The 23616-nt window shown below is 28.0% G+C and carries 20 protein-coding genes and 1 other annotated feature; of the genes, 1 reads left to right on the plus strand and 19 read right to left on the minus strand.

Annotation, left to right across the window (positions count from 1 at the left end; all coding sequences use genetic code 11):
* Positions 1 to 17: 17 nt before the first annotated feature.
* The 7 genes from priA to ltaE form a co-directional block, all read right to left on the minus strand.
* Positions 18 to 2507: a primosomal protein N' gene (gene priA / locus ACTG44_RS13960; protein ID WP_479920654.1), complete on the minus strand. Its 2490-nt coding sequence runs from the start codon at positions 2505 to 2507 to the stop codon at positions 18 to 20.
* Between the two features lie 278 nt (positions 2508 to 2785).
* Positions 2786 to 3985, minus strand: coding sequence for a bifunctional phosphopantothenoylcysteine decarboxylase/phosphopantothenate--cysteine ligase CoaBC (coaBC, locus tag ACTG44_RS13965; RefSeq protein WP_021385549.1), 1200 nt, complete (start codon positions 3983 to 3985; stop codon positions 2786 to 2788).
* A 4-nt stretch (positions 3986 to 3989) separates the two neighbouring features.
* Positions 3990 to 4256: a DNA-directed RNA polymerase subunit omega gene (gene rpoZ / locus ACTG44_RS13970; RefSeq protein WP_021385513.1), complete on the minus strand. Its 267-nt coding sequence runs from the start codon at positions 4254 to 4256 to the stop codon at positions 3990 to 3992.
* Between the two features lie 2 nt (positions 4257 to 4258).
* On the minus strand, positions 4259 to 4876 hold the full coding sequence (gmk, locus tag ACTG44_RS13975) for a guanylate kinase (RefSeq protein WP_021385567.1): 618 nt from the start codon (positions 4874 to 4876) through the stop codon (positions 4259 to 4261).
* A gap of 29 nt (positions 4877 to 4905) precedes the next feature.
* Entirely contained in the window at positions 4906 to 5787 is an 882-nt protein-coding gene (locus ACTG44_RS13980; protein ID WP_479920655.1) for a YicC/YloC family endoribonuclease, read from the minus strand.
* A gap of 3 nt (positions 5788 to 5790) precedes the next feature.
* Positions 5791 to 6621, minus strand: a complete 831-nt coding sequence (gene dapF / locus ACTG44_RS13985) for a diaminopimelate epimerase (RefSeq protein WP_021385362.1) — start codon at positions 6619 to 6621, stop codon at positions 5791 to 5793.
* Between the two features lie 288 nt (positions 6622 to 6909).
* Positions 6910 to 7944 (minus strand): low-specificity L-threonine aldolase, encoded by a 1035-nt coding sequence (ltaE, locus tag ACTG44_RS13990; protein ID WP_021385487.1) that lies wholly within the window; start codon positions 7942 to 7944, stop codon positions 6910 to 6912.
* A 294-nt stretch (positions 7945 to 8238) separates the two neighbouring features.
* Here ltaE and ACTG44_RS13995 point away from each other — a divergent pair, with 294 nt between their 5' ends.
* Positions 8239 to 10014, plus strand: a complete 1776-nt coding sequence (locus tag ACTG44_RS13995; protein WP_479917254.1) for an Rqc2 family fibronectin-binding protein — start codon at positions 8239 to 8241, stop codon at positions 10012 to 10014.
* Positions 10015 to 10211: 197 nt separating this feature from the next.
* On the opposite strand, the gene cplR is transcribed toward ACTG44_RS13995, so the two are convergent.
* The 12 genes from cplR to ACTG44_RS14055 form a co-directional block, all read right to left on the minus strand.
* Entirely contained in the window at positions 10212 to 11873 is a 1662-nt protein-coding gene (cplR, locus tag ACTG44_RS14000; RefSeq protein WP_479920656.1) for an ABC-F type ribosomal protection protein CplR, read from the minus strand.
* Between the two features lie 290 nt (positions 11874 to 12163).
* Positions 12164 to 13372 (minus strand): uracil-xanthine permease family protein, encoded by a 1209-nt coding sequence (locus tag ACTG44_RS14005; RefSeq protein WP_021385440.1) that lies wholly within the window; start codon positions 13370 to 13372, stop codon positions 12164 to 12166.
* Between the two features lie 283 nt (positions 13373 to 13655).
* Positions 13656 to 14189, minus strand: coding sequence for a bifunctional pyr operon transcriptional regulator/uracil phosphoribosyltransferase PyrR (gene pyrR / locus ACTG44_RS14010; RefSeq protein ID WP_021385574.1), 534 nt, complete (start codon positions 14187 to 14189; stop codon positions 13656 to 13658).
* Between the two features lie 356 nt (positions 14190 to 14545).
* Positions 14546 to 15493, minus strand: a complete 948-nt coding sequence (locus tag ACTG44_RS14015; RefSeq protein ID WP_479920657.1) for an RluA family pseudouridine synthase — start codon at positions 15491 to 15493, stop codon at positions 14546 to 14548.
* Positions 15462 to 15908 carry a signal peptidase II gene (gene lspA / locus ACTG44_RS14020; protein ID WP_021385553.1) on the minus strand — a complete coding sequence of 149 codons (447 nt, stop codon included), beginning with the start codon at positions 15906 to 15908 and terminating at the stop codon, positions 15462 to 15464. Before lspA ends, ACTG44_RS14015 begins: the two co-directional genes overlap by 32 nt.
* Positions 15909 to 16066: 158 nt before the next feature.
* Complete coding sequence (locus ACTG44_RS14025; protein WP_479920658.1) at positions 16067 to 16837, minus strand: polysaccharide deacetylase family protein; 771 nt, start codon at positions 16835 to 16837, stop codon at positions 16067 to 16069.
* 48 nt (positions 16838 to 16885) lie between these two features.
* Positions 16886 to 17368: a TraR/DksA C4-type zinc finger protein gene (locus tag ACTG44_RS14030; RefSeq protein ID WP_479917257.1), complete on the minus strand. Its 483-nt coding sequence runs from the start codon at positions 17366 to 17368 to the stop codon at positions 16886 to 16888.
* Positions 17369 to 17543: 175 nt separating this feature from the next.
* Positions 17544 to 18965, minus strand: a complete 1422-nt coding sequence (locus tag ACTG44_RS14035; protein WP_021385467.1) for a carbon starvation CstA family protein — start codon at positions 18963 to 18965, stop codon at positions 17544 to 17546.
* 146 nt (positions 18966 to 19111) lie between these two features.
* The gene (locus ACTG44_RS14040) at positions 19112 to 19882 is read right to left on the minus strand and encodes a LytR/AlgR family response regulator transcription factor (protein ID WP_021385375.1); all 771 of its coding nucleotides are present in this window, start codon (positions 19880 to 19882) and stop codon (positions 19112 to 19114) included.
* 4 nt (positions 19883 to 19886) lie between these two features.
* Positions 19887 to 21089, minus strand: coding sequence for a sensor histidine kinase (locus ACTG44_RS14045; protein ID WP_479917258.1), 1203 nt, complete (start codon positions 21087 to 21089; stop codon positions 19887 to 19889).
* Positions 21090 to 21535: 446 nt separating this feature from the next.
* A complete protein-coding gene (gene trpS / locus ACTG44_RS14050) occupies positions 21536 to 22537 on the minus strand; it encodes a tryptophan--tRNA ligase (RefSeq protein ID WP_479917259.1) in 1002 nt (333 codons plus the stop codon).
* 23 nt (positions 22538 to 22560) lie between these two features.
* Positions 22561 to 23259, minus strand: a complete 699-nt coding sequence (locus ACTG44_RS14055; protein WP_021385395.1) for a 5'-methylthioadenosine/adenosylhomocysteine nucleosidase — start codon at positions 23257 to 23259, stop codon at positions 22561 to 22563.
* 42 nt (positions 23260 to 23301) lie between these two features.
* Positions 23302 to 23542, minus strand: a binding site (T-box leader).
* Positions 23543 to 23616: the final 74 nt, after the last annotated feature.

Here is a 23616-nt window from a genome sequence, read left to right on the forward strand (position 1 = left end):
TATATTTCCTCCTAAATTTATAATACACTGTTTGGATTAATATCTATAGATACATTGATATTCTTATCAAATATCAAATCTCGTTTTGTTATACATATATATTTTATTATACCCTTTAACAGATTAATTTCAATATTTTCATCTTTAAAGAGTATCTGCCATCTATAATTTTGATTTATTTTTGATATTGAACATGGGTTTGGACCTAATATAAATCCTAAATCATTTATACCCCTTTTTTCTAATAAATAAATCAATGATACATGCATATTTTTTATGTTTTTTACTACTAATCTCTCATCTTCACCACTAACAACTACACTCAACATGTTATTAAAAGGAGAATATCCAAATGCTTTTCTTATTTTTATCTCATCTTCATAAAAACCCTCATAGTCATATTCAATAGCATGTTTAATAGCATAGTGTTCAGTATCATATGTCTGAAGTACTACTTTACCCTCTTTATCTGCTCTCCCGGCTCTTCCAGAAACTTGAGTTATCAGTTGAAATGTAGTTTCAAAACTTTTAAAATCTGGAAAATTTAATATCATATCTGCAGATAAAATCCCTACTAAAGTTACATTATCAAAATCTAATCCTTTACTTAACATCTGTGTTCCAATGAGTACATCTGCTTCTTTATCTTTAAATTTATTTAGTATTTCATCTAAAGCACCTTTTTTTGAAGTTGTATCCTTATCCATTCTCAAGGTTCTTATATCTGGAAAAATATTTTTTAATTCTTCTTCAATCTTTTGAGTTCCAACTCCAAAAGGCTTAACATAGTGACTTTTGCACTCAGGACACTCTTTTGGTATTTCTTTCTCATATCCACAATAGTGGCATCTTCCAGTATTACTTTTCTTGTGATAAGTTAAAGATATGTCACAATTTTCACACTGAAAAACGTATCCACACTTTCTACAAGATACAAAATTTGCATAACCTCTTCTATTTAAAAACAGTATGACTTGGCTATTCTCTTCAATTGCACAACTTATTTCTTTTTGGAGCTTCAAACTAAATATACTCCTATTCCCCTTGTCCAGTTCATCTTTCATGTCTACCACTTCGATGTTTGGAAGAGGTTTATCATTTGCTCTATTTTTTATATTTATAAGTTTGTATTCTCCAGATTTTGCTTTATAATATTCTTCAATTGAAGGAGTAGCTGAACCTAAAATAAGAGTTAGATTATTTTTTAGTGCCATAAATCTAGCTACTTCTATGGCATTAAATTTTGGATTCTTCTCAGACTTATATGATGACTCATGGAATTCATCAATTATTATAAGACCTAAAGAATTAAAAGGTGCAAATAGAGCTGACCTAGCTCCAATCAAAACTCTTATTCTCCCTGCTTTTACAGCTTTATAGACGTCATGTTTTTCTCCTTCAGATAGTTTACTGTGAAACACTCCAACTAAATCACCAAACCTGCTTTTTAACCTATCTATTGTTTGAGGAGTTAATGCTATTTCAGGAACTAAAAATATACTATCTAAGCCTTGATTTAATGCAAATTCTATTATTTCCATATAAACTTCAGTTTTTCCACTTCCAGTTACGCCATGAATTAAGTATGGTTTCTTCTCATTCACAAACATATCTGACTTTATCTCATCAACCGCTTGTTGTTGCTCATTGTTTAATTTTATACTTTTTGATATAGATTTGTAAATACTTTTTGGCTCTCTATAGTAATCCTTAAACTCTAATGTTATTAACTTCTTTTTATTTAAAGAATTTATACTTTGTCTTGAGGCATTTAATAAATCTAACAAATCATTTATCTCTACATTTTCATTATTTTTAAGAAAACTTAATATCTCTTTTTGCTTGCTTCCTACATTTATCTTATTTTGTTCTATATAATCATCAATTTTATCATTTTCCAAACTCAAAGATATATAACATACCTTCTTTTCATTTTTATGATTTTTGTATTCCCAACATAGCTTTATAATTCCATTTCTATTCATTGTGTACAAAGAACTATTTAGATTTGGTATATATTTTAACTTATCAACCTTAATTTTTCCTTTACCATCAATTACTTTTTCTAATATCTCTCTATTTTTATCACTCAAAGTCAATATTTTTTCCTTTAATTGAGCTTCGTTTAATCCAGCTAAACTTTCACCTAATAATATCACTTTATAATTATTTAATTTGTATCCTTTTGGATATATTAAATTTATACATTCTATATAAGTACACAAATATCTATTTTTCATCCAATAAACCAATTCTAAGTCTTCTTCTCTAAATATTGGCTTCTCATCCAATATATCAATAATTTCTTTTATCTTTATTTTTTCATCTAAACTATCTGTAAATTGAAATACAAAGGCTTCTGTTGGTCTATTACCTTTTCCAAATGGTACTAATATTCTATGTCCAAGTCTTATAGACTCTGATAAAAATACAGGAATTTGATATGTAAATAAATTATCTGTGTATATAGTATTACTTCTAACTATTACCTTTGCATATTTTTTCATTATAAAACCTCTACTTAAATTTAATCTACTGTTTATATTCTAATATATTTTACAAAATGTTAAAAATATCAGCATTTATAAAAAATTTCAAGTCATTAATAATATTAACCATATCTTAATAGTTAACTATTAATTATATTTTATACTTTATGGCAAAATAAATGCTGAAAACCACAATTTAACTGACATTTGCGAGTTTTTACTCGCTAAAATTAAATTGCAGCTTTCAGCCACTTTAGCTGTGATAAAATACACAAATATCATATTTAAAAAAGTTCTTATCTCTCAAGTAACACTTTAATTTTATTTAAAATAACATTAGCTACTTCTTCTTTTTTCATTTTAGGATACTCAGTAATATTTCCTTCTACATCTATGATTTTTACAATATTAGTATCAGTTCTAAAACCAGCACCCTCTTTAGTTAAATCATTTGCCACAATAAAATCTAGATTTTTCTTTTTTATTTTTCCTTTGGCATGTTCTATAAGGTCGTTAGTTTCAGCTGCAAATCCTACTAATATCCTATCTTCTTTTATTTTTCCTATTTCATAAGCAATATCATAATTCCTACTTAGTTCTATTGATAAATCATCATTCTTCTTTTTAATCTTTTTGTCAGAATAGGTTTTTGGCTTATAATCTGCAACTGCTGCACTTTGAATTACAATTTTATTTTCACTTAAATTTGATACTACTGCTTCATACAAATCCTGTGCTGATTCTATTTTCACAAACTTTTTAAGGTTTTGTGGAATAGAAAGGTTTGTAGGACCTGATATTAATGTTACATCAGCACCTCTAGATATAGCTTCTCTCGCTATAGAATATCCCATTTTACCAGAAGACCTATTAGTTAGGTATCTTACTGGGTCTATGCTTTCTACAGTTGGACCAGCTGTAACTATAATGCTTTGACCTTTTAAATCTTGCTCTTTAGTAAGATTAGCTAAAACTTCCTCTACTATTACATCTGGATTAGCTAATTTACCTGCTCCAATATCTCCACATGCAAGTCTTCCACTTTCTGGTTCAATAAATTTATACCCAAAATCCTTTAACGTTTGAATATTTTTTTGAACAATTGGATTTTCATACATATTAGTATTCATAGCTGGTGCCATCAAAACTTGTGCTTTTGTTGCCATAACAGTAGTTGTCAACATATCATCAGCTATACCATTTGCAATTTTTCCTATAATATTTGCACTTGCTGGCACTATTAAAAATAAATCTGCCTTTTTTGCTAATGATATATGCTCAACTTCCCAAGTTTTTGGTTCTTCAAACATATCTTCTACTACATAATTTTGACTTAGTGATTGAAGTGTAAGTGGTTTAACAAATTCTGTTGCCGATTTTGTCATTATAACATGGATATTTGCATTTAGTTTTTTTAACTTACTTACAACATCACAAGCCTTATATGCAGCTATTCCGCCGCTTATGCCAATTACAACAGTTTTATCTTTTAGCATGACCTTACTCCTCTTCTGAAATTTGTTTGTGTTGCTCAGCATGGTGTCTAGCTTCTTCTATCTCTATTTCTTCTTCTGTCAATAATCTGTATGTTATTTTTCCACTTGCAACTTCCTTAGTTGCTACACATACAGGCTTCTCTTTAGCTTTATTTGAAACGTATGGCTCTTCTCCATCAATTAATTTTCTTGCTCTCTTTGAAACAGTTCCTACTAAATAGTATCTGTTGTCTATTTTTTCTAGTACCTCATTGATAGATGGTTTTAACATAATTATAATTCCTCCTTGAATTTCTCTATTATAATATTTTTATATCTGCTAACTTTATTCTTTTCAGATGATATTATACCTTCTATTTCTTTAGCAGATGTTTTTACATCTTCATTAAATATAAAATAATCATAATCCTTAATCATTTTAATTTCTTCATATGCACAGCTAAATCTTTTCTCTATTTCAGCTTCTGTTTCTGTACCTCTTCCAACAATTCTATTTTTTAGTTCTTCAAGTGATGGTGGTAGTACAAATATAAACACTCCCTCTGGACAAACTTCCTTTATTTGTCTTGCTCCCTGCATTTCAATCTCTAATAGTACATCTTGCCCTTTTTCTAAACATTCCATTATTGCTGCTTTTGGAGTTCCATAAAAATTATCATAAATTTGAGCATACTCCAAAAACTCACCTTTTTCTATCATTGCTTCAAACTTATCCTTACTTATGAAGAAATAATTTACTCCATCAACTTCTCCAGTTCTTGGCTTTCTTGTAGTAGCTGATACAGAAAGTTTTATTGTATCATTTTCTTTAAGTAGTTCTTTGCAAATAGTACCTTTTCCTGCACCTGATGGTCCTGATACAACTAGCAATAATCCTTTTTTCACAAACATTTAAATATTCCCCTTCTAATATTGTATTCTTACTCTATATTTTGTATTTGTTCTCTTATTTTTTCTAATTCGCTTTTTATTTCTACGACTAAATTAGTTATATTTATATCAGAGGACTTTGAACCTATAGTATTAGTCTCTCTATTCATCTCTTGTATTAAGAAATCTATTTTTCTACCTATAGAATCGTCTTTAAATATAGTGTTTTTAAGTTGACCTATATGACTTTTAAATCTAACTATTTCTTCTGTTATACTGCTTTTATCTGCATATATTGCAACTTCTTGTGCCAATCTATTTTCATCCATTATACTTGGGTCATCTAACAATTCGCTTATTCTCAAATTCAATTTTTCTCTATAATCTTCTACAACACTGCTTGAATATTTTTCAATTTCTTCTATATGAGCTTTTAATAAATCACATCTCATAGTAATATCTTCTGCTAATTTTTTACCTTCTTCTCTTCTCATTTCTTTTAATTTTATTAATGCATCTTCAACAGCTTGATTCAACATTGACCATAATAAATCTTCATCGTCTTCTTTTTCTTCTATTTTTACAATATCAGGAAACCTTGCAACATTCATAACACTAATATCATCTATAATATCGAATTTATTTTTTATTTCTTTTAATATATCTATATATTGAGAAGCTAGTCCTTCATCAAAGTTTAAGTTTACATCTTCTTTGCCTAATAAGTCAAATTTTATGTATAAATCTACTCTTCCTCTTTTTACATAATTTTTCACTAAATTTCTAACTTTATCCTCTAAAAATGAAATTTTTCTTGGAAGACGTATATTTATATCTGAATACTTATGATTTATCGTTTTACATTCTACTAAAAAATAATAATTGTCATCTTTGTATTCTCCTCTTCCAAAACCAGTCATACTTATAGCCATTACTTAATCCTCCAAAACACCTTCACATATTTTTACTGCTGGACCTGTCATATAAGAGAACTCTCCTACATCTATTTTAACTGTTCCTCCTTGAGAAGTTACATTTACACTACTCTCTACCATATTAAGTAAATTACATACTATTGCTGATGCAGTCATACCAGTCCCACAGCCTAAAGTATATCCACAACCTCTTTCCCAAGTGTAGACATGTATATTATACTTATCTTCTACCTTTACAAAATTTACATTCGTTTTTTCAGGAAATATTTTATTATTTTCAATCTCTTTTCCATATTTACAAACATCATCTACATCTAGTTCATCTACTATAACTACCGTATGAGGAACCCCCATCAACATAGAAGTAAGCTTGAATTCCCTATCTAAAACTTTTATACTTTCTTGCACAAAACGTTTTTTATCTGTAGATACTGGAACATCTTTAGCTATAAAACTTCCTTCTCCCATATTGACTCTTATAGAGTTTATTTCACTATTTGTAAGATTTATTTTTATATCTTTTATACCATCTAATGTATCTACTGTAAAATTTTCTTTTTTGACTATACCATTATCATAAACAAATTTACAAAAACATCTAAGACCATTTCCACACATGGCTGCTCTTGAACCATCAGAATTGTAATATACCATTTCTATATCTGCAACTTTTGAATCTTTTACAACTAATAAGCCATCCGCTCCTACAGAAAATCTTCTATGGCATACTTTTTTTGCTAAAGAAGTATAATTCGATGAATCTATCTGGTCGAATCTTCCATCTATTGCAATAAAATCATTCCCTATTCCATGTAGTTTCCAAAATTTCATAAGTATCGCTCCTTTGTAAATTAACACTTAAACTATTATAACATAAAAAAATTCCCATAAACTTATAATTTATGGGAAAAGTTTTGTAATGACAACTATAATTTGAGGATGTGAGGGAGAGTTGCCATTACAATTAGGGTAATTATATTATGTTTTTAAGCTAGTTCTTTCTATGTTTATATAATAATATTTCTATATGAATTTTATGTATGTTTTATTTAAACTGTCTATGAATTTTATAATTAAATATCTAATAACTAGCTATAGTTCTCTTTTAGTAGCTTTCTATTAACATACACCTATTAGCTCTTTAAGTGTTTTTAAAACATAGTCTAAATCTTCTTTAGTAACATCTACATGAGTTACAAATCTATACTCACCATTTTCCATTTTGTTAATTTTTATATTTCTTTCAAAAAATTCTTTTATTAAAACATCTTCTTTTATAACGTCTTCACTCATTTTAAAGAATACCATACTTATGTCTGGATTAATGTTATTTACTTCAATACCCTCAATTTTATTTAATTCACAAGCTAAATACTTTGCATTTTCGTGGTCTTCATTTAATCTTAATGTCATTTTTTCAATGGCAATTATACCAGCAGCTGCAACTATACCAACTTGTCTCATTCCCCCACCCATAATTTTTTGCTTTCTTCTAGCTTTTGCTATGAATTCTTTACTTCCAGCAAGTATAGAACCCATTGGTGCAGCTAATCCTTTTGATACGCAGAACATAACACTATCACAACACTTTGCTATTTCTTTAGGTTCTACACCTAAAGTTAAAGCTGCATTAAATAATCTTGCTCCATCTAGATGTACTGGTAAGTTATGTTTCTCAGCTATTTTTTTAATTTCTCTTAAATTGTCAAGACTTACAACAGTTCCACCTGAATATGCATTTTCTACACATATAAGACCTGTTTGTGGTTCATGTATGTCATCTCTTCTAATTGCCTTTTCAACAAGCTCAGGATTAAGAGCTCCATTTTCATCTTCATCTATAGTTCTAAGTTGAACTCCAGCTATTACAGCAGGTGCTCCAACTTCATGAGTTACAATGTGATAACCTTTACCAATAATAATTTCTTGTCCTCTTAGACAGTGAGTAAATAAAGCTAGTTGATTTCCAAAAGTTCCACTTGGAAGAAAAATAGCATCTTCTTTTCCAACTTTAGCTGCTGCTAATTCTTCAAGTTTATTTACAGTAGGGTCATCCCTAAAGATTGAATCTCCAACAGGAGCCTTTGCCATAGCTTCTCTCATTTCATCAGTAGGCATAGTAACAGTATCACTTCTTAAATCAATAAATTTCATTTTTTCAACCTTCTTTCATATTTATATACTATGACACTTTAAAATTGATTTATTTTTTAAAGTTCATATATTGTAACAACTTATACTTTACACAATAATTATACTATATTTATTTTACATTTAATCAACTTTAAATTATTAATTTTAAAATATAGTATTTCCTTTCATAGTAAGTATAAATAATTATTCAATTTAAATATTACTCTCTTGTTTAAATTTCCCCTAGTCACAAAGCATATATTATGTGTATAATTAATTTACTGACTATTTTGGTCAAAGAAAGGGGTGCTATACATGGCATTAGATGGATTAGTTATACATTCAATAGTAGATGAATTATCAGCAAAACTTACAGGTGGAAAAATAGATAAAATACATCAACCTGAAGATGATGAGGTAATTTTTAATATAAGAAATAATAAAGAAAATTTTAGATTAGTTTTAAGTGCAAGTGCTTCAAATCCTAGGGTTTATCTTACAAGCAATTATCAAAAAGAAAACCCTCTAAAGGCACCTATGTTTTGTATGTTACTTAGAAAATACATACAAGGTGGTAACATAGTAGAAATTTCTCAAATAGGTTTTGAAAGAATAATAAAAATAAGTGTTGAATCTTTGGATGAACTAAAAGAAAAGACAATTAAAAATATTATGATTGAAATTATGGGAAGACACAGCAACATAATAATAACTCATGGTGAAGATAACAAAATTATAGATTCAATAAAAAGAGTACCTTTTAGCATCAGTAGGGTTCGTCAGGTTTTACCTGCACATAGCTATTCATTACCACCAAAACAAGATAAACTTAATCCTCTTGATAATATATCTAATGATTTGTTTATTAGTAACTTGAATGAATTTGAAGGGCCTATTTTTAAGTCCATATATTCTAAATTTCTAGGTATAAGCCCTACTATAGCCAAAGAAATTTGTTACCGAGCAAATGTAAATCAAAGTACTTCTATAAAGGATGTTTCTAACGAACAATTCAATTCTTTATACAAAGAATTTTGTAGTTTGTTCAGTGATATAAATGCTAGTAAATACTCACCTTGTATTGTTATAGATAAAAAAGTGGATAAAGTAGTCGATTTCAGTTGTGTAAATCTTACATTATTTAGTGACTTATCATATATCAATAAAGATAGTATGTCTCGTATATTAGAAGATTTCTATAGAACTAAAGATATTAAGGATAGAATCAATCAACGTTCATCTGACTTAAAGAAGAGTATATCAGTTAAGCTTGATAGACTTTATAATAAACTAAAAAAACAGGAAGAAGAATTATCAGAGTCTGAAAACGCAGATATTTACAAGGTAAAAGGTGAATTGATTACTTCATATATCTATATGGTAGAAAAAGGTATGGAAAGTATTGAGGTTGCTAATTTTTATGATGAAAATTGTAAGAATGTAACTATAGAATTAAATAAAAATTTGACACCATCTGAAAATGCTCAAAAATACTTCAAAAAGTATAATAAAATGAAACATGCTAAAGTTGAAATATCTCATCAGATTTCATTAAATAAGGAAGAAATAGATTACTTGGAAAATATAATTTTAAGTATTGAAAACTGCGAAAATTTAGCTGAATTACAAGATATAAAAGAAGAACTTGCTAAGGTTGGATATATCAAGGCTCAAAAGAAAAACAGTAAAAAGGATACTATCCCTTCTACAAAACCTCATGAGTTTACTTCTTCTGATGGATTTAAGATTTTAGTTGGTAAAAATAATAAACAGAATGACTATCTTACACTAAGACTTGCTGATAATGATGACTTGTGGATGCACACAAAGAACATTCCTGGCTCTCATGTAATAATAAAATGTGCTGGTAAAGAAGTACCTGATAACACTATATTTGAAGGGGCAATGCTAGCAGCATTTTTTAGTAAGTCAAAGCTTTCTTCTCAGGTACCTATAGACTATACTAAAAGAAAAAATGTAAAAAAACCTAGTGGTTCTAAGCCAGGTATGGTTATTTATGAGACTAACAGTACTATTTATGTTACTCCAGAAGAAGAAATGGTTGCCAAGCTTAAAGTTAAATCAGAATAAATTTTAAATTAAATACAAAATTTAATATCAAATAATTATACAATATCATGTTAAATGAAAAAAGGCTATCTCAAAATAGAGATAGACCTCTTTTTCATTTGACATGATGAACATATATTTGATTTCATACAAAAAGAGTGCCTCAAAATGGACTAAAAAGTCCATTTTGAGACACCTCATTTTATATTTAGTCACATTTAATTTTCTGACAAACTATTCTTTATTTTGCTGATTTGTTTTAACAACTCATTATATTCTAATTCATAATGTTCTTTCTTTATATTATCTTTTTCTATAGACAACATAGATATAACATTTGTAAGTCTGTTTTCTAATACCAAAAGATTTTCTTTTTTAGCTTGATCATCTCTACTAGGATTTTTTTTATTTCTATTAATTGTATATTCCTCATAATCACAGTCAAACTCTCTTATTTTAGTATTTTTTATCTCAACAATATAGTTACAAATATGAGATGTAAATACTCTATCATGAGATACTATAAGCATAGTTTTATCAGTATTTATCAGTGCCTTTTCTAATGCCTCCATAGATTTTATATCTAAGTAATTCGTTGGTTCATCAAATACTAAAAAATTATTATCTTCCAATATTATTTTACATAGTGCTATTTTTACCTTTTCTCCACCACTGAGTACTTTTACCTTTTTGTAGACATCATCACCTTTAAATCCAAATAAATTTAAATTTATCCTTATAAAAGATTCATCGAATGAACTATTAACTTTAGTGTTATACAAAACACTCTTTTCTTCATTTAATATACTTTGATGTTGGTCAAAATAGCCTATTTTTACCTTGTTGTTTATTTTTATATGTTCATTTTTATTGTTCAGTATTTCTTTTATCAAAGTACTTTTTCCACATCCATTATCACCTAACAAAGCTATTTTTTTACCTCTTTTTATTTTAAAAGAAACATTATCTAGCAAAAGTTTATTTCCTAAATTTAAAGTCATATCCTTTATCTCTACTAAATTTTTACTAATTATCTCCATACCATCTTGAATCTTAATCTTCATTTCAGCAGAAACCTTAGGTTTATTCTTTATCTCAAGCTTATCAATTCTACTTTTTATAGCTTTCACATTTGAGTCTAATTTTTTCTTATTAGTTTGCCCACCCATTTTGTGTAGTCTTGCCTCAGAGTTACCCATTCGTTTTGGAGTTTTTCTTACACCATCACTTAAAGCTTTTTTGTATAAAAGAGCTTTTTCAAGTCTTTTTTTCTCTTTAACATATTCCTGATATTCAAAATCAGCTCTTTTTACTTCTTCATCTTTTTGCATTAAATAATCAGTGTAATTGCCTTTATAAGCTTTTAATTTTCCATCCTCTAGCTCCAGTATGGTTGTACATAACTCATCCAGGAAACGTCTATCATGAGATATTAATAATAAGGCTCCCTCATATCTTTTAAACATATTTTCCAAAATCCCAATACTTTTTTTATCTAAGTTTGAAGTTGGCTCATCAGCTATTATTATATTTTTCTTATCACTTAGTGCATCTGCTATCTTTAGCTTAACTTTTTCACCTCCTGATAAGTACTCTTCAAATTTATCAGGAGCATTTAAAAGACTCTTTTCTTTACTATTACTACATATTTCAATATTATTTTCGCTTTGACTTATATATGAATAACTATCTGTAAGATAAATATTCCCTTCATCAATTTCTATTTCACCTAGTATTGCCTTTAATAATGTTGTTTTTCCTTGACCATTTGAACCAACTAGACCTATTTTGTCTCCTTCTGACACTTCAAATTTATCTATATCTAAAATTAATCTATTAGCATAATATTTCTTTAAATTTTCTACTTTTAATAAAAGCATAAAAAAATCCCTCCTTAACGCACTTAAATATAAGGAGAGATTTGCATAAATAGGCATAACAAATAAACGTATAGACTATAATCTACTCTCCTTAATTTAAGCATCATAAATAAAGCCACCAAAATAGGCTTTTCAAAAATTACAATACTTTAAATTATAAAAAATAAATTATATTCTCATTGTCCCAGTTACCTTGCCCTTTCTTTCATTTATTTTTAATCATTATATCAACATTAATTACAAATGTCTATAGAAATTTAATTATTTAAAATTATACAAGTTATTATTTACTATTCTTCAACTTTAAAATCCTTATTATTTAAAATTCTATTTAATACAATTCCGACAATTGCAGCTAAGCTAAGACCTGTTATCTTTACTGTACTTGTTATTGGTATACCTATAGAGATACCTTTATTAGACAGGTATGTTGTTCCAAGACCTATTAGTAATATAACTGCTATTATTAATATATTAATTTTACTTTCTACACAAGAACTATCTCTTATAGTCTTTAATCCTACATAAGTTATCATTGAAAATAGCATTATACTAATTCCGCCCATAACTGAACTTGGTATACTTTGAAGAAATCCTCCAAACTTGCCTACACAAGCAAGTAATATAGCAAAAACTGCTGTACGTCTAAGTATTGAAGGGTCATAGTTTTTAGTTATAGCAAGTACTGCTGTATTTTCTCCATAAGTTGTATTAGCTGGTCCACCTAAACAACCTGCAACTATAGTTGCAAATCCATCTCCAAGTAAAGTTCTGTTTAAACCTGGGTTTTCTATAAAGTTTTTACCTACTACAGCACCATTAGTAGTCATATCTCCTATATGTTCCATAAATACAGCTAAAACAACTGGAGATATAATAACAATGGCTCCTAAGCTGAATTTAGGTATTGTAAAGTTAGGTATTGCAAATAAACTTGCTTCTGTAATTGTAGTTACATCTACTAACCCTAATATCAAGCATATTATATATCCAGAAAAAACAGCTATTAATATTCCCAGTTGCTTTATAAATCCTCTACCAAACTTATTAGTTAAAATTGCTATTGCTAAAGTTATAAATGCTATTACAAAATTCGCTGAAGCCATACTAAAAGCTGTTGGCAATAAATTTAATCCTATAACTACTATCATTGCTCCTGTAACTTGTGCTGGAAAATACAATTTAATTTTATTTACTCCAACTACTTTTACTATAATTGACATTATAATATAAATTAATCCTGCTACTATTATACCTCCTTGAGCATATGCTAAATCTCCACCATATGCTTCTTTAGCTGCTAGTATAACTGGTATAAATGCAAAACTTGAACCTAAAAAGGCAGGTACTTTTCCTTCCGTACAAAAATGAAATATCAATGTACCAACACCAGCACAGAAAATCGCAACTGACGGATTAAAGCCTGTCAAAATGGGAACTAATACTGTCGCTCCAAACATGGCTAATAGATGTTGTAAAGACATTATCGTTTTTTTCATAAAAACCTCCAAAATTATTATATATAAATAAATCCTCTGTTTAATTAATATCTTTTAATTAATTATCATTCCCTAGATTCTATTTTTTAATCTTTATATATTTATTATGCAATCTATCATTATTTTACATTTTACGACATTAAAAACTCAAATAAAGGAGAATAAAGACCACATTAAGACACACATTCATAAAATCATAATATTTATTTTGTGCAATCTATGTAAGCTTTATCCTCCTCCCTGACTATTCAATGCTAAGCTTTTATACAATATTTAAAAATTATTATTCTTTGATTGTAACTGAATCTTCTCCATCAATTTCTAGTAAACTGACAGATATAATTTCATGCCTAGAAGTAGGTACATTTTTTCCTACATAATCTGCTCTTATAGGCAACTCTCTATGCCCTCTATCCACTAATACGGCTAATTGTATTGATTTAGGTCTTCCTATATCTATAATAGCATCCAGTGCTGCTCTTACAGTTCTTCCTGTATATAAAACATCATCAACTAAAACCACAGTTTTATCATTTACATTAAAATCTAAATAAGTTCCTTTAACTACAGGTTCCACATCAATTTTTTCCAAATCATCTCTATACAAGGTTATATCAATATCCCCTGTATCTACTTTTGTTCCTTCTATTTGTTCTATTCTTTTAGAAATTCTATTTGCAATTGGTACACCTCTAGTCTTTATTCCAACTAAAACTAGATTTTCTACACCTTTGTTTCTTTCAATTATTTCATGACTTATCCTAGTAATTGCTCTTGCTATTGCCTTTTCATCCATTAATTGAGCTTTTTCTACCATATCATAATTATTGTCAAATATATAATATATCTTTTTGACAAATCTACTCCTTTCTTTTAATTTTTATAACCTTACTTTTACTTAAATTTTCAATTTAAACAACAAAAAACTCCTCATCACAAGACAAGAAGCTCTTATATAAAAATATACAGTCTAATTTAGCAATTGTCTTACGATATCTCTGTATCGTTTAAAGATAATTTTTATAATTCATTAACTCAAATTATATATTTATATTTCAAATTTTTCAAGCTTTTTTAAGCAAAATACTTTAATATAAAATATTTTAGTTAAATTTCACTAAATTTATCACTTATACAAAACCAAACAAATGATTTACAGTATTGTGTAAATTCTTATTTAATTTTTCTAATAACGTCCTTAAAATACTCAGGTAATTCTGAATTAAATTCAATATACTCCTTTGTAGTGGGATGTATAAATCCCAACTTCTTAGCATGTAAGGTTTGTCCTTTTAGTTTAAATTTATTTTCTTTTGGACCATATACATTATCACCTAAAAGTGGATGATTTATAGACAAAGCATGAACTCTTATTTGATGAGTTCTACCAGTTTCAAGCCTAGCTCTCATATGAGTAAATTTATTAAATCTTTCTACCACTTCAAAATGAGTAGTTGCATTTCTGCCATCTTTTGCTACAGCCATTTTTAACCTATCTTTAGGGTTTCTTCCTATAGGTTTATCTACAGTTATTTTATCTTCTTTAACTACACCATAACATATAAATTCATACTCCCTGGTTATAGTGTGTTCTTTTAACTGTTCTGCTAGAAAATTATGTGCATAATTATTCTTGGCTACCATAAGAAGACCAGAAGTATCTTTGTCTATCCTATGAACTATACCAGGTCTAATAATACCATTTATTGATGACAATTTATCTTTGCAATGGTATAGAATTCCATTTACTAATGTATTTTCATAGTTCCCAGGAGCAGGATGAACAACCATGTCCTGAGGTTTATTTATTATCAAAACATCATCGTCTTCATATACAATATCTATTGGAATATCTTGAGCTACAACTTCTAAAACTTTAGGTTCTGGTATCTCTATAACAATCTTATCTTCTTCTTTAACTAAATACTTAGCTTTTTCTACCTTATCATTAACTTTTACTTTACCATCTTTTATAATTTTTTGTATGTAGCTTCGTGACATATCACCTAATTGCTCTGCTAAGTAAACATCCAGCCTAACTTCTTCTTCCTCTTCAAGTACTAAAAACTCTTTTACTTCATCCATCAAATCACCTACTTTTACTTTCAAAAAATAAAACATATATACATAAAAATACAGTTCCTACAACTACAAATACATCAGCTATGTTGAACACATATTCCCATATAATCCTAAAATCAAAATAATCTACTACAAAACCTAGTCTAACTCTATCAACTAAATTTCCTAATGCACCTGATATTACTAGTATAATCCCCAACTTACCAAATATATGTACTTTTCTTGTATTAATATAGTATAATCCAAATACTGTTGCAAGCAATGCAACTATTATAAATATCCATTGGTTATTTTGCAATAATCCAAATGCTGCACCTCTATTTTCTACATAAGTTAAATGAAATACATTATTTATTATTGGTATTGTTGATACATCTACCAAATTATTTAATACCCATATTTTAGACAGTTGGTCTAACCCTATAAGTAAAATTATTATTAATACATATAGCAATTATTTTTCCCCCTATAAATTATTTAAAAATCAATTTTATTTGAAATTCACTATTACCATTATACAAAAAAAATACTCTAAAGAGCAACTCTCTTAAAATATTAATGATGCTTGTAAATTTAAAATACAAACATCATTAATACTTTAATAAATATTTTTTATTTTTGTACTTGCTCATTTTTATCTAAGTGTTCTATAAGTTCCGATATTGTTACAAATTTATATCCTTTTTCTTTTAATTTAGGTATCACTACTTCTAAAGCTTGTATAGTTTGTGATTTATCATTTCTTTTGTTGTTATAATCATGTAAAAGTATTATATTTCCATTTTGAACTTTTGTAAGAATAGTATTTATAATGCTATCCACTCCAGGATTAGACCAATCTCTAGGGTCTAAGTTGGACCAAAGAATTATATTCATACGTTTAGAAACTATAATATCACACACGCTCTTACTCATAGCTCTATATGGAGGTCTAAATACTTTTGGCTCTACTCCAATTACATTTTTTACAACATTCTGTGTATCTGTTATTTCTTTTTCTACCTTATCATAACTATTCTTTGCAACATTTATATGTGTAAATGTATGATTCCCTATCTCATGTCCCTCATCATACTGTCTTTTTAATAATTTTTTATTGTATTCTACCTTTTCTCCAACTACGAAAAAAGTTGCCTTTACATCATTGTTCTTCAGTATATCAAGTACTTGTGGTGTAAAAACCTCATCTGGACCATCATCAAAAGTCAGAGCTATGACCTTTTCATTATCGTTTCCTTTTTTGATTATCACATCTTCATAATCACTTATTTTACTGTCACTCAAACTATAAGTTTCTTTTAAGTTATCTTGATTATGATTATATGTATACACACCTACTAGTGATAATAAACATATACATATACCCCATACTACCTTTTTCATGTCATTACCTCTTTTCCAATTCATTTAAACAACATGTGATGTCAGTTTTTAATCTTTCAATAATTCATTTTTATTTAAATCAGTCAAGTCTGTTAAATATTCTGAATAAAAATTAGTATTTTCAACATCAGGATTTTCACTTGCATCTCCTAATAAATCATTTTCTTTATTTGCACAATTGTTACATAAATTTGTATCAGGTAATATATCCAATCTTTCTAAATCTATTTTATTATGACATAAATCACAAATCCCATATGTTCCATTTTCTATTTTAGATAACGCTAAATCTATTTGATACATTCTTCCCTCTTCATGATTTATTAGACTATTTTGCATATTTTGCATATATACATCTGTTCCCATATCTCCTATATGATTATCATAACTAGATAGTTCTCCTGATGAATACTTTTCACTTGTATGTTTAGTTGTATCTCCAAATAAAGTATTATCTTTCATATCTACTACTAGATTAGCTAATTTTTCTTTTTCTTTTAATAATCTATCTTTATATTTTTTAGTATCCATATTCAACACCTCTATTTTAATATTTATATCATAAAAATAGTATGTGGAAAACTAAATTAAACATACAATAAAAAATAAGATTCGATAAAAAAATTGTAGGTAAATTTTAAATTCACCTACAATTTTTTGAATATAATTTAAATATAAATTTTTAATTTTTTATAGTAATTATTTTCTAACTTGCCAATTTATGGCTATTCTGTTCTTTGATATCTTTAGCTTTTTTAAAGAATAAAAGTCCAAGAATTATTGCAACAGCAACACCTATTCCATTAGATATATTAACTGGCAATCTAAAGCCTTCTTTTGCTTGCATTATATAACTAAATGTAACTACAGTCATAAAAAGTGCTGGTAATGTAGTTATATAATGATTTTTATTTGCTTTAACCAAATATGCAGAACCAGTCCACAACATTATCATAGCAAGTGTCTGATTTGCCCAAGAGAAATATCTCCAAATTATATTAAAATCTATAAATGTAAGAGCAACACCAACTGCAAACAATGGTAAAGCTATTAAAAATCTATTTTTTACTGCATCTTGATTATAATTCATTGCATCTGCTATTGTTAATCTAGCACTTCTAAATGCTGTATCTCCAGAAGTTATAGGACATGCCACAACTCCAAGTATAGCTAAAGCTCCTCCAATAGGTCCCATCAATCCAACAGATACTGTATTTACAACTGTTGCTGCTCCACCATCATTAAATATCACATTAAGTTGAGGTATACCATGGAAATATGACATGGCTGCTGCTGCCCAAACTAAAGCTATTATCCCTTCTGCAACCATTGACCCATAAAATACAGGTCTTGCTTCACTCTCTTTTTCAACACATCTTGCCATAAGAGGTGATTGTGTTGCATGGAAACCAGATATTGCTCCACATGCTATTGTTATAAATAAGTATGGAAATAAAGGTGTCCCATTTGGATTCATATTTTGTAAATTTATATTTGGTATATTATATCCTTTTATTATTAATCCTCCTGCTACTCCAACTGCCATAATTAACAAAGCAGCTCCAAATACAGGATATATTTTACCAATTAATTTGTCTATTGGTAAAACAGTAGCCATAATATAATAAAGGATTATCACTCCAACCCATATTTGTGTATTTACACCTGTTAATGTTTTTAATAATCCTGCTGGACCTGTTACAAACACAACTCCAACCAATACTAAAAGAATAACACTAAATATTCTCATTGCTATTTTTGCACCATTGCCTAAATAAAGACCTACCAACTCTGATGCAGATGTACCTTTGTTCTTCATTGATAAATATCCAGAAGCAAAATCATGTACTCCACCTGCAAAAATTGTTCCAAATACAATCCACAAAAATGCTGATGGTCCAAATAACGCTCCTTGTATAGCACCAAATATAGGTCCTAATCCTGCGATATTTAAAAATTGAATTAAAAAGATTCTCTTCCATTTCATTGGAACGTAATCTACTCCATCTCTACAAGCTATAGCTGGAGTTTGATTTTTATCATTGATTCCAAAAACCTTTTCTACAAAAGTACCATAGATAAAATACCCTGCTATAAGTACTACTATTGAACCTAAAAAACTTACCATAAATTCATCCCCTTAGTTTTTTATATAATTGCTCTATAAATTTTTATAAGTTTAAGAAAACTATTTCCAGTTCAAATGGTAATACTTTTTTATGCTAATATAAATGTTAATTACATTAAGTGCATATTTAAGTACATGAAATGACTTTATATATGCATTAATAACCTGAATTCTTTTACTTTACTTCTACTTACAGTTACTTCATAATCACTATTTTTTAATTTTAATATGTATGTATTATTAAACCATGGTATAATTTCTTTTACTTTGCTTAAATTTACGATATAAGACCTATGTGTTCTAAAAAATTTTTTATCATTTATCATAGTTTCTACTTCTGATATTCCTTCTTTTAATATAAACTTCTCTTCCTCTGTATATATAAATGTCTGCCTTTCATTAGCTTCACAATAATATATATCATCAATATCTATTACAACCAGTTTATCACCTTTCCAAAGGCTAATTTTATGTGTTATTTCTTCTATGTTTTGATTTATTATGTCTTTCTTGTCATTAGATAAATTACTACTGTCATTAGATAGTTCAACATCATTCATTTTACTTTTTTCTAACTTATTCAGCATTGAAATTATTCTCTCTTCAGAATATGGTTTAAGTACATAATCGAATACTCCCAAAGAAAAAGCATCGACTGCATAATTTTCATATGCAGTTATAAAAACAATCTTGGGTCTTGATTTAAATTGATTCAATGTTTTTGCAAGCAGCATCCCATCAAGATGAGGTATATTTATATCCAAAAAAATTACATCTATTTTATTTTCCTGAATAAAATTTAACACCTCTATACCATTAGTAAATTCACTTACTACCTCAATGCTACTTTTATTTTCAATAAAATATCTCAATTCCTTTCTTGCTGGAAACTCATCTTCCACTATTATAGCTCTCATTCTTCTACTCCTTTACATAAAATACTATCAAAGTCCCATTGTCAGTTCTTCTCATATTAAGCCCACTTCCATACATCAGTTTGAGCCTTAAATGTACATTGTAAAGCCCAATCTTATTTTCAGGCATATTATCTCGATATACATTATTTATGATTTCCTCACTTATGCCTATACCATTATCCTCAATTGATATCCTTACAGTATTTTCTAATGAATATGGTAACTTTTTTATAGATATTTTTACTGTGCCAGCTCTACCACTTTCTAAAATTCCATGTATTATTGCATTTTCCACCAACGGCTGTATAATCAAACTTGGAATCTTTATATTTACATCATCTATATCATAAGATACAGTTAGTAATTCTCCAAATCTAGCCTTTTCTATCTCTACAAAAGATTTAACCTGTTCAACCTCTTTATTTATATCTATCAAATTATCACTATATTCAAGATTATATCTTAGATAAGTTGATAAATTTATTATTAGCTCTCTTGCTTTATCTGGACTGAATCTTATAAATGATGCTATTGTGTTTAGGGAATTAAATAAAAAATGAGGATTAATCTGTCTTTGAAGTGCTTTTATTTCTGCTTTATTTCTTGCCTCTATATCTTTTTTATCCTTTTCAATCCCCTCAACTATGGATATAACAAATCCTATTCCAATCTGTCCAACAATTAAAGGCAAATATATTCCACCAATTATTTGAATCGCTAAAGAATGTGGATGCGATATTAAATATATAAGTAGTATAGTAAAACTTTCAGAAACCATACCTACCAGTATGCCATATATTACTCTATGTTGTTTTGGTATCCTCTTATATAGAAATCCTGATAATACACCTGCTAGTATACTTGATAGAAGACATGGAACAGATGTTATACCTCCAATATCCATAAAGTATCTATGAATACCTGAAAGAAGCCCTGCTGTAATACCTACCATCGGTCCAAATAAAACGCCTCCTGATACTATAGATATTATTCTGGTATTCACTATTGACCCCATATAGTTTATACCATTATAAGTACCAAATATGGCTAAAAACGTAAAAACTAATGCTATACAGACTAAATCATTAAAGCTATACTCTTCTTTTTGAAATATTTGCTTAAACATTTTTAACTTTGTTATCAAAAGAAATAGTACTACAATAAGACTTGTTTTTTCTATTAATGCTATTAAAATTGATGTTTTCATATTTTTCCTCATAAAAATAAATCTTTACTTACTTTAAATTTATTATTTTTATTGTAAGTTAGATACACAAAAATAAATTCCATAGTTATTGTATCATATCATCTATATAGAAACATAAATTCATTTAATTATATAAATTTAAAAAATGTTTTTTTGATATATTATTGACAATTTTCATTATAAGAGTTAAAATTAACTCATAAATTACATATTGGGTATAAAGTACATATTTAAAGTTAGTTCAGAAGGCTATGGTTTTCTGATTTTTTTATGCTCAGTAGTGATATGCAAAAAAGACAGAGTTAACGTTAGTTAACTTTTACCTTTATTCTACTTTCCCCAAAGTAAGAATAATCTAACCCCTTTGAGATGAGCAAAAGCTCATCTTTTTTTATGTAAAAATAAAGAGGATATTCATAAAATAATATCCTCTTTATAACATATAATTAATATCTTCTTTCTATAAAACCAACTTTTTTATAAACTTTTCTAAGAGTTTTTCTAGCTTGTTTTTCAGCTTTTTCTGCTCCCATACTATATATTTTTTCTAAATAATCTTTATTATTAAGAAGGTCAGTATATTTTTCTCTTATAGGTCTTAAAGATTCTGATACCACTTCAGCTACATCTTCTTTAAATACTCCATATCCTTTACCTTCATACATATTTACAATCTCTTCTACACTCTTTTTACTTAAATTAGAATATATATCAATTAGATTCTTAATACCAGGTTGTTCATCAGTATATTTCACAACACCTAAGGAATCAGTAACACTTCTTTTTATCTTTCTCTTTATAGAATCTGAATCATCAGCTAATAATATAAATGCATTTTCATTTGAATCAGATTTACTCATTTTCTTAGTTGGCTCCTGTAAACTCATTACTCTTGCTCCACCTTTTGGATAGTATCCTTCTGGAACTACAAAAGTAGGCGAAAATCTATTATTAAATCTATTTGCTAAATCACGAGCTAATTCTAGATGTTGTTTTTGATCATCTCCAACTGGAACCAAATCAGTTTGATACAACAATATATCAGCAGCCATAAGAACTGGATATGTGAATAAACCTGCATTTAGATTTGCTTCACTCTTTTGTGATTTATCCTTAAATTGAGTCATTCTACTTAATTCACCCATATAAGTCATAGTATTTAATACCCACATAAGTTCAACATGCTCTTTGACATGTGACTGTATAAATATAGTATTTTTTTCTGGGTCTAATCCACAAGCTATATATTGAGCAAGCAATTCTATGGCATTAGCTCTCAAAACTTTAGGGTCCTGAGGTACTGTTATTGCATGTAAATCAACTATACTATAATAGCAATCATAATTATCTTGAAGTTCAGTCCAGTTTTTTATAGCTCCTAAATAATTTCCTAAAGTCATTTTTCCTGATGGTTGTGCACCACTAAATATAACTTTTTTTTCACTCATTTTATTTGTACCTCCTTATATACTTATATTGATTTTAGCATGTTTAAAACTATATCCTTAGAATTATTGGCAGCATCATGCACAAATACATCATACGTAACATCAGCACTTCCATCTGCCTTATCAGACATTGCTCTTATTATTACAAATGGAGTATCATTTAAATAACATACATGAGCTATAGCTCCACCTTCCATTTCGCCACAGTATCCACCAAAATCATTTACTAATTCATCTTTTAATTCTTTAGAATTTATAAATTTATCTCCTGTAACGACTCTTCCTTTCAGTACTTTGTGAGTCTTTACTTCTTCTACAGAAGATTTATAAGCAGCGTCTATAAGTCTTTCATCTGCTTTAAATACAGAAGTCTTCATTCTTGGTATAACTCCCTTAGGGTCTCCAAATGCTGTAGTATCTATATCATATTGTATAGCATCAGTAGATATTACTATGTCATTAACATCAAGATTTTCGTTCAAAGCTCCTGCAACACCTGTATTAACAATAGCATCAACTTTAAATTCACTTATTAGTATCTGTGCACAAAGAGCAGAATTAACTTTACCTATACCACATTTTACTAATACTACATTTTTTCCTTCTAATGTTCCTTGATGAAACTCTAAACTAGCTTTTTTTACAGTTTCTTTAATATCCATTAAATTAACTAAGATACTTACTTCTTCATCCATTGCACCTATAATTCCTATTACGTTCATTTTTCCTCCTAAATTTTCTATATTAAAAAATCCGTCCTAAATCAATAGGACGGATATATTTTCCGTGGTACCACCTAAATTTATATATACTCAAAGTTGAATATATATATCTCAATATATGCTGTAACGTGCACACACGATATCAGATACTCTATAGTTTTAAACTACATTTCACCTTACTCCTCAAAGACCCATTCAATAAACACTTTTTATTAAGTTCTCAGCACCCTTAATTCTCTGTACAAAAGTATATTTATTTACTATTTCTTATCACAGGATTCAATTTATTAATTTCTTTATTTTATAATATTCCTTACACTATAAATTGTCAACTATATATTATAATATCCAAAAGAA

It is taken from the genome of Clostridioides sp. LIBA-2809 (genome assembly GCF_056688965.1).

Excerpts from the sequence above, each read along its gene's own strand:
- rpoZ (WP_021385513.1), bottom strand. The coding sequence starts at position 4,256 with ATGTTAAAACCATCTATCAATGAGGTACTAGAAAAAATAGACAACAGA.
- ACTG44_RS14005 (WP_021385440.1), bottom strand. The coding sequence starts at position 13,372 with ATGAAAAAAACGATAATGTCTTTACAACATCTATTAGCCATGTTTGGA.
- ACTG44_RS13995 (WP_479917254.1), top strand. The coding sequence starts at position 8,239 with ATGGCATTAGATGGATTAGTTATACATTCAATAGTAGATGAATTATCA.
- coaBC (WP_021385549.1), bottom strand. The coding sequence starts at position 3,985 with ATGCTAAAAGATAAAACTGTTGTAATTGGCATAAGCGGCGGAATAGCT.
- ACTG44_RS13980 (WP_479920655.1), bottom strand. The coding sequence starts at position 5,787 with ATGGCTATAAGTATGACTGGTTTTGGAAGAGGAGAATACAAAGATGAC.
- priA (WP_479920654.1), bottom strand. The coding sequence starts at position 2,507 with ATGAAAAAATATGCAAAGGTAATAGTTAGAAGTAATACTATATACACA.
- pyrR (WP_021385574.1), bottom strand. The coding sequence starts at position 14,189 with ATGGTAGAAAAAGCTCAATTAATGGATGAAAAGGCAATAGCAAGAGCA.
- ACTG44_RS14030 (WP_479917257.1), bottom strand. The coding sequence starts at position 17,368 with ATGGATACTAAAAAATATAAAGATAGATTATTAAAAGAAAAAGAAAAA.
- ACTG44_RS14015 (WP_479920657.1), bottom strand. The coding sequence starts at position 15,493 with ATGTTTTATTTTTTGAAAGTAAAAGTAGGTGATTTGATGGATGAAGTA.
- gmk (WP_021385567.1), bottom strand. The coding sequence starts at position 4,876 with ATGTTTGTGAAAAAAGGATTATTGCTAGTTGTATCAGGACCATCAGGT.
- ACTG44_RS14045 (WP_479917258.1), bottom strand. The coding sequence starts at position 21,089 with ATGAAAACATCAATTTTAATAGCATTAATAGAAAAAACAAGTCTTATT.
- ACTG44_RS14035 (WP_021385467.1), bottom strand. The coding sequence starts at position 18,965 with ATGGTAAGTTTTTTAGGTTCAATAGTAGTACTTATAGCAGGGTATTTT.
- ACTG44_RS14055 (WP_021385395.1), bottom strand. The coding sequence starts at position 23,259 with ATGAACGTAATAGGAATTATAGGTGCAATGGATGAAGAAGTAAGTATC.
- ACTG44_RS14040 (WP_021385375.1), bottom strand. The coding sequence starts at position 19,882 with ATGAGAGCTATAATAGTGGAAGATGAGTTTCCAGCAAGAAAGGAATTG.
- trpS (WP_479917259.1), bottom strand. The coding sequence starts at position 22,537 with ATGAGTGAAAAAAAAGTTATATTTAGTGGTGCACAACCATCAGGAAAA.
- ACTG44_RS14025 (WP_479920658.1), bottom strand. The coding sequence starts at position 16,837 with ATGAAAAAGGTAGTATGGGGTATATGTATATGTTTATTATCACTAGTA.
- cplR (WP_479920656.1), bottom strand. The coding sequence starts at position 11,873 with ATGCTTTTATTAAAAGTAGAAAATTTAAAGAAATATTATGCTAATAGA.
- dapF (WP_021385362.1), bottom strand. The coding sequence starts at position 6,621 with ATGAAATTTTGGAAACTACATGGAATAGGGAATGATTTTATTGCAATA.
- ltaE (WP_021385487.1), bottom strand. The coding sequence starts at position 7,944 with ATGAAATTTATTGATTTAAGAAGTGATACTGTTACTATGCCTACTGAT.